A 7,179-nucleotide genomic window follows, 5' to 3' on the forward strand; every position below is an offset into this window, starting at 1 on the left:
TTAAATCCTGAAACCCTGGTAACTCTCGGCCCACTTTTGCTGCCCAGCCAACGCCACCTTCAACCGCCCAATCTGCTCCCGAACCCGCTCCGGCGCCGTCCCACCCCAACCACTGCGCGCCGCAATCGCCGCTTCCAGGGTCAGGCAGTCGCGCACCTCAGGTGTTAACCGCGCATCCACCTCTGCCAACATCGCCGGCGAGGCTTCCCACAACTCAATCTCATGTTTCTCGCAGGCCTGTACCAGCGCGCCGGTAATCTCGTGGGCTTCCTTGAACGGCACACCACGGGTCGCCAACCAATCCGCAACCTCAGTCGCCAAGGTAAAACCCATCGGCGCCTGACGCCGTAGTTCTTCCACTTGCACCTTCATGGTCGCGACCATTCCGGCCATCGCCGGCAGCACCAGCAACAAGGTATCCACGCTGTCCAATACGCTGTGCTTGTCTTCGCTTAAGTCGCGGTTGTAGGAGAGTGGCAACGACTTGAGCGTGGACATCAACCCGGTCAGGTTGCCAATCAAGCGCCCAGCCTTGCCTCGCGCCAATTCGGCGATGTCCGGGTTCTTTTTCTGCGGCATGATCGAGCTGCCGGTGGCGTAGGCATCGTCCAGCACCACCCAGCGAAACTGGCGTGAAGACCATAGGCAAAACTCTTCCGACAGGCGCGAAATATTCACCCCGAGCATGCCCGCCACAAAGAGGAACTCCGCCACATGGTCGCGGCTGGCGACTGCATCGATGGAGTTTTCGCATGGCCCGGTGTAGCCCATTTCCTTGGCCGAGTGTTCCGGCTGACGGGCAATCGCAGAACCCGCCATCGCTGCCGCACCTAGCGGCGACAGGGCTGTGCGCGCATCCCAATCCACCAGGCGCTGCACATCGCGCAGCATCGACTGCGAGTGAGCCAGCAAGTGATGGGCGAACACAATCGGTTGCGCCTGCTGCAAGTGGGTGAAGCCAGGGCAGATGCTTTCGACGTGCCGCTCAGCCTGCTCCACCAACGCTTGCTGCAAACCCAGCACCTCGGTGGTGATGGTGCGCGCATGGTCACGTAGGAAAAGGCGCAAGTCATTGGCGGTCTGGTCGTTACGCGAACGCCCGGCCCGCAGCTTGCCGCCCAGGGCGCCCAGGCGCTCGGTGAGTACGCGTTCGATGAAGGTGTGCACGTCCTCGTCATCCAGGGTCGGATGCAGGTTACCGGCGGCGAAATCCGTACCGATCTCGTCCAGGGCAGCGAGGGTGCGCAAGGTCTCCGACTCATCCAAGAGGCCTGCGCGCTGCAACTCACGGGCATGGGCACGGGAGCCTGCCAGGTCGTAAGGCGTCAGGCGAAAGTAGCGCTCGGGGCAACGGGACAACGCGGCCAATGCAGCAGACGGACCGGTCTTGAAACGAGCGCCCCAAAGGCGGTCGGTGGGTTGAGACATGGGTATTCCTCACGCTTGTTTTTAGAAGAGTCGGAGGCAGTAAAAATAAGTTTTCAACTAGACTGAACCAGCGTCTGACGCGCCGTATTCAAGGTTGCCAAGGGCGGATGTTTATGTTCATTATCGCCGCCTGGCTATGTTCAAGGACTGGGTTGAAGCCTGTTGAATATGGCACTAGAGGTCAACGCGTATTATGGAAACCACACTTTCCACTTCTGGAAACATACCGCCAAAACCCGGCACACGACCGCCCCTGCAACTGAGTGGGCTGGACTTCAAATTGCTGCGCGTGTTTATGGCCGTGGTCGAAGCTGGCGGTTTCAGCGCTGCGCAAAACGAGCTGAACGTGGGCCTGGCAGCCATCAGCAAACAGATTTCCGACCTGGAAATCCGTATCGGCATGCGCTTGTGCACGCGGGGAAGGGAAGGCTTTGGGCTGACCGAAGAAGGCAAGCTGGTGTATCAAGCGTCCATCGAGTTATTTACCTCGGTCGACAGTTTTCGCGACAAGCTTAGTTCGGCGCAAAACGAATTGATCGGCGACCTTAGTGTGGGCGTAATAGATAACACCGTGTCCGACGTTAATTCACCGCTCATTACCGCGCTGGGGAAATTACACAGCGACTCGCCAAAAATAAGATTGCGCCTACATGCCTCGCAACTCGACGAAGTTGAGCGCGGCGTCGTGGAAGGCCGTCTGATTGTCGGCATTGTGCCGGTGTACCAGCGTCGTGAAGAGTTCGACTACTTCCCGCTGTACGAAGAAAAGGCCCACGCCTACTGCGCTGTAGGACATCCACTGTTCAATGCCAATGACATCACCCCCGATGCCTTGCGCCAATACGAAGTGGTGAACCATCGTTACGCAATCCACCGCGACAAGACCAACTTCGTCACCTACGACAGCCAGTCCGCCTCGGCCTCACAAGTGGAAGCGGTCGCCATCCTGATCCTCACCGGTCGGTTCCTCGGATTTCTACCGGAACACTACGCCGCGCCGTTGGTAAGGGAAGGGCGCCTGCGCGCACTGTGCCCGGAGCACGTCCACTTGAGCACCGCGTTCAACCTCATCCTGCGTCACAACGCCCCCAGAAGCCCGATGGTAAAAGCCTTCGCCGCTGCGCTGGGCGTAGACCTCAAAGCCGCGATATAAGCCACCCCCGAACACAGATCAACGGGCTGATAAAGATCAAATGTGGGAGCTGTCGAGCTTTAGCGAGGCTGCGAAGGGATCGCCTCGGTGTCCTTGACGATCCCACCCACTCAAATCACCGCTGCAACCGAGCCCGCTTCTTCTTCGCATGAAAATGCCGAAAATGCGCATCCTGCGCCGCCGCCAACAACTCCCGGTCTCCACGCGTATCACCCCAGGCCCGCAGCCGATACTCCCCCAAGTCCCCGTACACCGCCTCAAGCCTGAGCACCTTGTTCTCGCAACGGCAATTATTCCCGGTGAGCTTACCGGTCAACACCCCATCGACCACCTCAAGCTCAGTGCCGATCAACTTGATCCCCAGCCGATCCGCAAACGGCTGCAACACCAACGCCGGCGACGCCGAACACAGCGTCACCACCGCCCCGGACTTCACTTCATCGGCCACCGACTGCAAACCGCTGGGGCGCATCAACTTGGTCCAGTACCGCTGGCAATACTCCTGCGCCTTTTGCTGAACCCAAGCTTTCTCCACCCCGGTCATAAAGGTGCGGATCAACTGCGCCTTCAACTCATCCCGGCTGATCTGCCGCAACAAAAACCGCAGTCCAGGTACCGCCAGTTTCACCATCCGGCCATAGAACTCGCCGGGGCCAAAGGCAAACTTGAGGAACGGCACGAAACTGTCGTGGTGGGTCAGGGTGCCGTCGAAGTCAAAGACGGAGAGTACTTTGGCGTCAGCGGGGCCGGCTTCGAGCATGTCTGGGTTCACGGGGAGGCCTCGGTCCTATCTACTATTTTATGAGCGTGCATCAGGTGTGACAGCAGGCGTTTACTCGCGTATCAATCTTTCGATTTTAGAGTAAAGCCCGGCGGTGAAAGCCTCCCGATCACTGGACCGGTGACAACGCTGATGGCAATTGGGGCACAAGGCTACAGCATTGCTGGTGCGATCCGAACCCTTCTGGGCGAGGTGCTTGACGTGATGTACTTCAAGAAATGGCTGGCCATTGACTTCAAATGGCGCGTTGACGTCGCAGCCTTCGCAAATGCCCTTGGCCTCTTTAAGCACCCAGGCGCGGACCCTCGGGTCGCGAACGAAGGAAGTGCTCACGGTGGCGACCTTTTGCGGCTGCACAATGCCATCAGGCACTGTATGAAAGGGTTGCTTCTGTAGTTTGGAGGCGCGGCGGATAAGCGTTGGCTCATCGGCGGTTTGGGCGGTGTCATCCGATTCAAAAAAGCCCTGGGCATTGAGCGCCTGTCGGATGCGCAGCTCTACGCCTGTGCCTACATTCTTCGCCGGTTTGTAGCCCTCAATGCGATCCCGGCCCATACGAACAAGAACGGTAGAGATATTTTGCATACGAAATTCGATAGAACCTTTCGCCCGGCCAGCCACGAGGCCCTCGCGTAACAGGCGGTTCTCATGGGCTTTATTGAAGGGCTGGTCGTTCTGCTCCCACACCAGCATCTTCAAGTAGGCCGCTACCGCCGCCGCTAGCTCGGCGTCGCTCCAATCCGATTTGTCTTTCGTAATATCCATACAGCCGCCGAGGGTAGAAAACCCTCGGACGATACTGAGTGGCCATTATTACGTCTACGAAATTTCCTACGAGTCGATAGGACTTCGCGACCGTATAAGTTAGAAGGTTCGTTGATTTATTCGGAAGGGTTGAATGAGCCGACGCCACCACGGCGTTTTGGCTGACCCGCTCCGGTAGGTTCGATTCACCAGCAGATATGGCATGTCTCGCAGTCGTATCCAGCCTTCGTCTTGCCAGTGCAGCAGGTTCAGTGACATCTCGGGCCAGTCCAGCATGCTGAGCAAGGGACGCTCCACGGTTCGCGGTTGGCGCTCGTCCCAGAGGGTCGGTACGACTTCGTGGGTGAGCCAACTGCGTAGCAGGCGATTTGAGGGCGTGTAGTGATAGATCAACAGTGCGTAAGCGCCGGATTCGCTGATCATCAGCATCTCTGATGGCAGGCCGTGGAACAGCAGCGTTAGCGTTTTGCGTTGATCATCGTCGAGTTTGCGGGTTGTCCGCTCGTCTAGGTGCCAACCCATTAAACGGCCGAGGTCGCGTGCGCAGAACCAAGGTTGGTTTTCTAAGAGGAGGGCGTGCAGAGGAAGGTTGTGGCGCGTGAAAGCAGTGGGGACGAAGGGTTCATGCATGATGCACCTCCGGGATGAGGAGGGCAGGTGAAGTGGCGCAGGTAAATTCGGGAATTTCCCTTACCTCTACTTGATAGCTTTCTTAGGGCTAAGGTGCCGGGAGTTAAGAAACCCCAAGTAGAAGGCCGGACATATTCCCCTTTCGGGTCTTGTATTAGCCCACTCCCGACATAGCAGAGTCTTTTCCTACACCCACGAAAAAACCGTAGGCGCAAAAAAACCACATCTTTCGGGAGCGGTCAGGCCGCTACTTGAGGCGTTTCTTAGGCGCCGGGATTTGGGGGTTATGAGTTTAGGTGAGGATGGTCAAGCATTGAGGTGAATATTTTGATTGTGGATTTTTTTGGCGGTAAAAAATTAATTATGTAGAAGCTTCTATTTAAGAAGCTTCTCTTTGGTTGGTTGATACTACAAGTCTCTGTCCGCCTCTCTATCTTGGCGACGGGAATGTAGTTCGTTGATAAAAGCAATGTTGGAGTAAATGACGTTTGCTATTGCTTCAATCTGTAATAGTGTCAATGTTAGTACGCAAGTGAAAGCGCTTATGTTAATGATGGCCGAGTTGGTGTGGTAAAAATCTGTTTCAGATAATACAAGTTTGCATAGGTTTAGCAACATTATAATGGAGACCACTAGTGCGGACTTAAGAACGCTTGCGACAATTGCTTCAAGTCGTCGGGTGTCTTTTAATGTGTCTTTGAAGTCGACATGTTCGATTTTTGTGGGGTTGACTAACTTCATTAGGGCGTTAGGGTATAAAAAGGCTATCCATATGCCCATAATGGTGAAGACCATCCCGGAAACGTTCAGCAGCGTATCTAGGTAGTCTTTCAAATAACCTATATTTACTTTTAATGAAAGATTGTAACAAACTAGAAAAACTAGCAAGCTTATCAAAACATAAAAAGTTATTTTTAATTTCATGTCCCTGTACCAGCCTCTACTAGGTCGGCGCCATCAGAGCGCTGGATTGGTAGCATGTACCTTTCGCGACTTTTGCTGAGTACATCATAAAGATAGGAGGCCGGCAAGATGTCCGGGCTGTCAGATGGTAAAGTGATATATTCTTTTAATCGGTATTTATCTACCCATGTAATCGATTTGTCTTGCAGTTCGAATCCCACACGGTCCCATTCGCCTTGAGTTCTTTCAGATGCATAAGTTTCAATAATTTTTTCTAATTCATTTTTAGTTGGCTTTGCTTCCGCTTTGATCTCGATTCTTCTCTTTTTTGCTTCTGGTTTTGTACCAAGATATGGAAGGGCATCAAACATTTTAACCCAGCCATCACGTTCGTCTTTGGTAGAGACCGTCACGGTCTCTCTTTTTATAATGTGCGTGATTTTTTGCTGAAGTTCTGCTAGTTCAACGCTGGCAGTGTTTAAGCTGCGTAGAGAGATGTCGAAGCGATAGGAGAATTTGTAGGGTTGATCGTCGGGAGAGTCTGTCAAAGATAAGCGCACAAAGCCAGTGTCGGTCGTATGTTTGACGCGATTCGTGTGTTTGACTTTATTTGTGATGGCGCTAGTTATCCAATCTTGTAGCATTGCGGAGTCGCATACGGAGGTATCAAATTTTATCGAGATGACAGTGTTGAGGCTTGGAATGATCCAGTAATAACAAGGGCGTCCCCATATTACATCGTCACCTTTGTAGGTGCTTGTGTACTTTACTACTTTACCTTTTTCTGCTGATCGAGCTCCCCACAATGTGCCGGCACTGTCAGTGTCTGACTTCCATAGTACGAGGACGAAATCACCAGTAGCATCATCTTTGTAAATGTCCTGGCAATAACACTTGGTCCGGCTTGTGTTCTTTTTTGCGCTATCCCAAGGGATTGTTTCCGGAAAAGGAGTCTCTTCCAGCCACTTGGTAATTAGGTCAAGGGATTCAGTTATTTCACATCCATGTGCTTTTGGCTTCCCTACTTTATAAAGACCACATTCATTGATCTTAAAGAAGTTCATGTGTCCGGAGTTCATTTTTTCATATCCTATTAAATAAAAAGCCCTGCATGGCAGGGCTTTTTAGGCTTCCCGACGTCCATGTTAGGTTGGCCTTTGTATCATGGCTCTACGCCATCATCAATCCCAGCTCAGCGCGCCACCCGTCTGATACTCGATCACACGCGTCTCAAAGAAGTTCTTCTCTTTCTTCAAGTCCATGATCTCGCTCATCCAAGGGAACGGATTCGTCGTCCCCGGATACTCTTCCTTCAACCCGATCTGCGACAGGCGACGGTTGGCGATGAACTTGAGGTAATCCTCCATCATCGCCGCGTTCATGCCCAACACGCCGCGCGGCATGGTATCGCGGGCGTATTCGATCTCCAGTTGAGTCCCTTGCAGGATCATCTGGGTCGCTTCTTCTTTCATCTCGGCATCCCACAAATGTGGGTTTTCGATTTTGATCTGGTTGATCA

At 53.6% G+C, this 7,179-nt stretch carries 7 protein-coding genes; 1 reads left to right on the forward strand and 6 read right to left on the reverse strand.

Annotated elements, in window-relative coordinates; translation table 11 throughout:
* The gene (gene argH, locus CFE47_RS19365; RefSeq protein ID WP_286839503.1) at window positions 1–1,428 is read right to left on the reverse strand and encodes an argininosuccinate lyase; all 1,428 of its coding nucleotides are present in this window, start codon (window positions 1,426–1,428) and stop codon (window positions 1–3) included.
* 193 nt (window positions 1,429–1,621) lie between these two features.
* Between argH and CFE47_RS19370 the strand changes: the two genes are divergently transcribed.
* Window positions 1,622–2,581, forward strand: coding sequence for a LysR family transcriptional regulator (locus tag CFE47_RS19370; protein WP_286839504.1), 960 nt, complete (start codon window positions 1,622–1,624; stop codon window positions 2,579–2,581).
* 115 nt (window positions 2,582–2,696) lie between these two features.
* Here CFE47_RS19370 and CFE47_RS19375 read toward each other — a convergent pair whose 3' ends face one another.
* The 5 genes from CFE47_RS19375 to CFE47_RS19395 all read right to left on the reverse strand — a co-directional run.
* Entirely contained in the window at window positions 2,697–3,341 is a 645-nt protein-coding gene (locus CFE47_RS19375; RefSeq protein WP_185708202.1) for an HAD-IB family hydrolase, read from the reverse strand.
* Window positions 3,342–3,413: 72 nt separating this feature from the next.
* A complete protein-coding gene (locus CFE47_RS19380; RefSeq protein WP_286839507.1) occupies window positions 3,414–4,127 on the reverse strand; it encodes an HNH endonuclease in 714 nt (237 codons plus the stop codon).
* Between the two features lie 99 nt (window positions 4,128–4,226).
* Window positions 4,227–4,757: a BRO-N domain-containing protein gene (locus CFE47_RS19385; RefSeq protein WP_286839510.1), complete on the reverse strand. Its 531-nt coding sequence runs from the start codon at window positions 4,755–4,757 to the stop codon at window positions 4,227–4,229.
* A 920-nt stretch (window positions 4,758–5,677) separates the two neighbouring features.
* On the reverse strand, window positions 5,678–6,739 hold the full coding sequence (locus CFE47_RS19390) for a hypothetical protein (RefSeq protein ID WP_286839512.1): 1,062 nt from the start codon (window positions 6,737–6,739) through the stop codon (window positions 5,678–5,680).
* Window positions 6,740–6,841: 102 nt separating this feature from the next.
* Window positions 6,842–7,179 (reverse strand): ribonucleotide-diphosphate reductase subunit beta (locus tag CFE47_RS19395; protein ID WP_258247061.1); only part of this gene is annotated, 338 nt, incomplete at its 5' end.

Source organism: Pseudomonas sp. PGPPP1 (assembly GCF_002255865.1).
Taxonomy (GTDB): domain Bacteria; phylum Pseudomonadota; class Gammaproteobacteria; order Pseudomonadales; family Pseudomonadaceae; genus Aquipseudomonas; species Aquipseudomonas cremoris.

Coding starts and splice junctions, on each gene's coding strand:
- CFE47_RS19380 (WP_286839507.1), bottom strand. CDS start 4,127: ATGGATATTACGAAAGACAAATCGGATTGGAGCGACGCCGAGCTAGCG.
- CFE47_RS19390 (WP_286839512.1), bottom strand. CDS start 6,739: ATGAACTCCGGACACATGAACTTCTTTAAGATCAATGAATGTGGTCTT.
- argH (WP_286839503.1), bottom strand. CDS start 1,428: ATGTCTCAACCCACCGACCGCCTTTGGGGCGCTCGTTTCAAGACCGGT.
- CFE47_RS19370 (WP_286839504.1), top strand. CDS start 1,622: ATGGAAACCACACTTTCCACTTCTGGAAACATACCGCCAAAACCCGGC.
- CFE47_RS19385 (WP_286839510.1), bottom strand. CDS start 4,757: ATGCATGAACCCTTCGTCCCCACTGCTTTCACGCGCCACAACCTTCCT.
- CFE47_RS19375 (WP_185708202.1), bottom strand. CDS start 3,341: ATGCTCGAAGCCGGCCCCGCTGACGCCAAAGTACTCTCCGTCTTTGAC.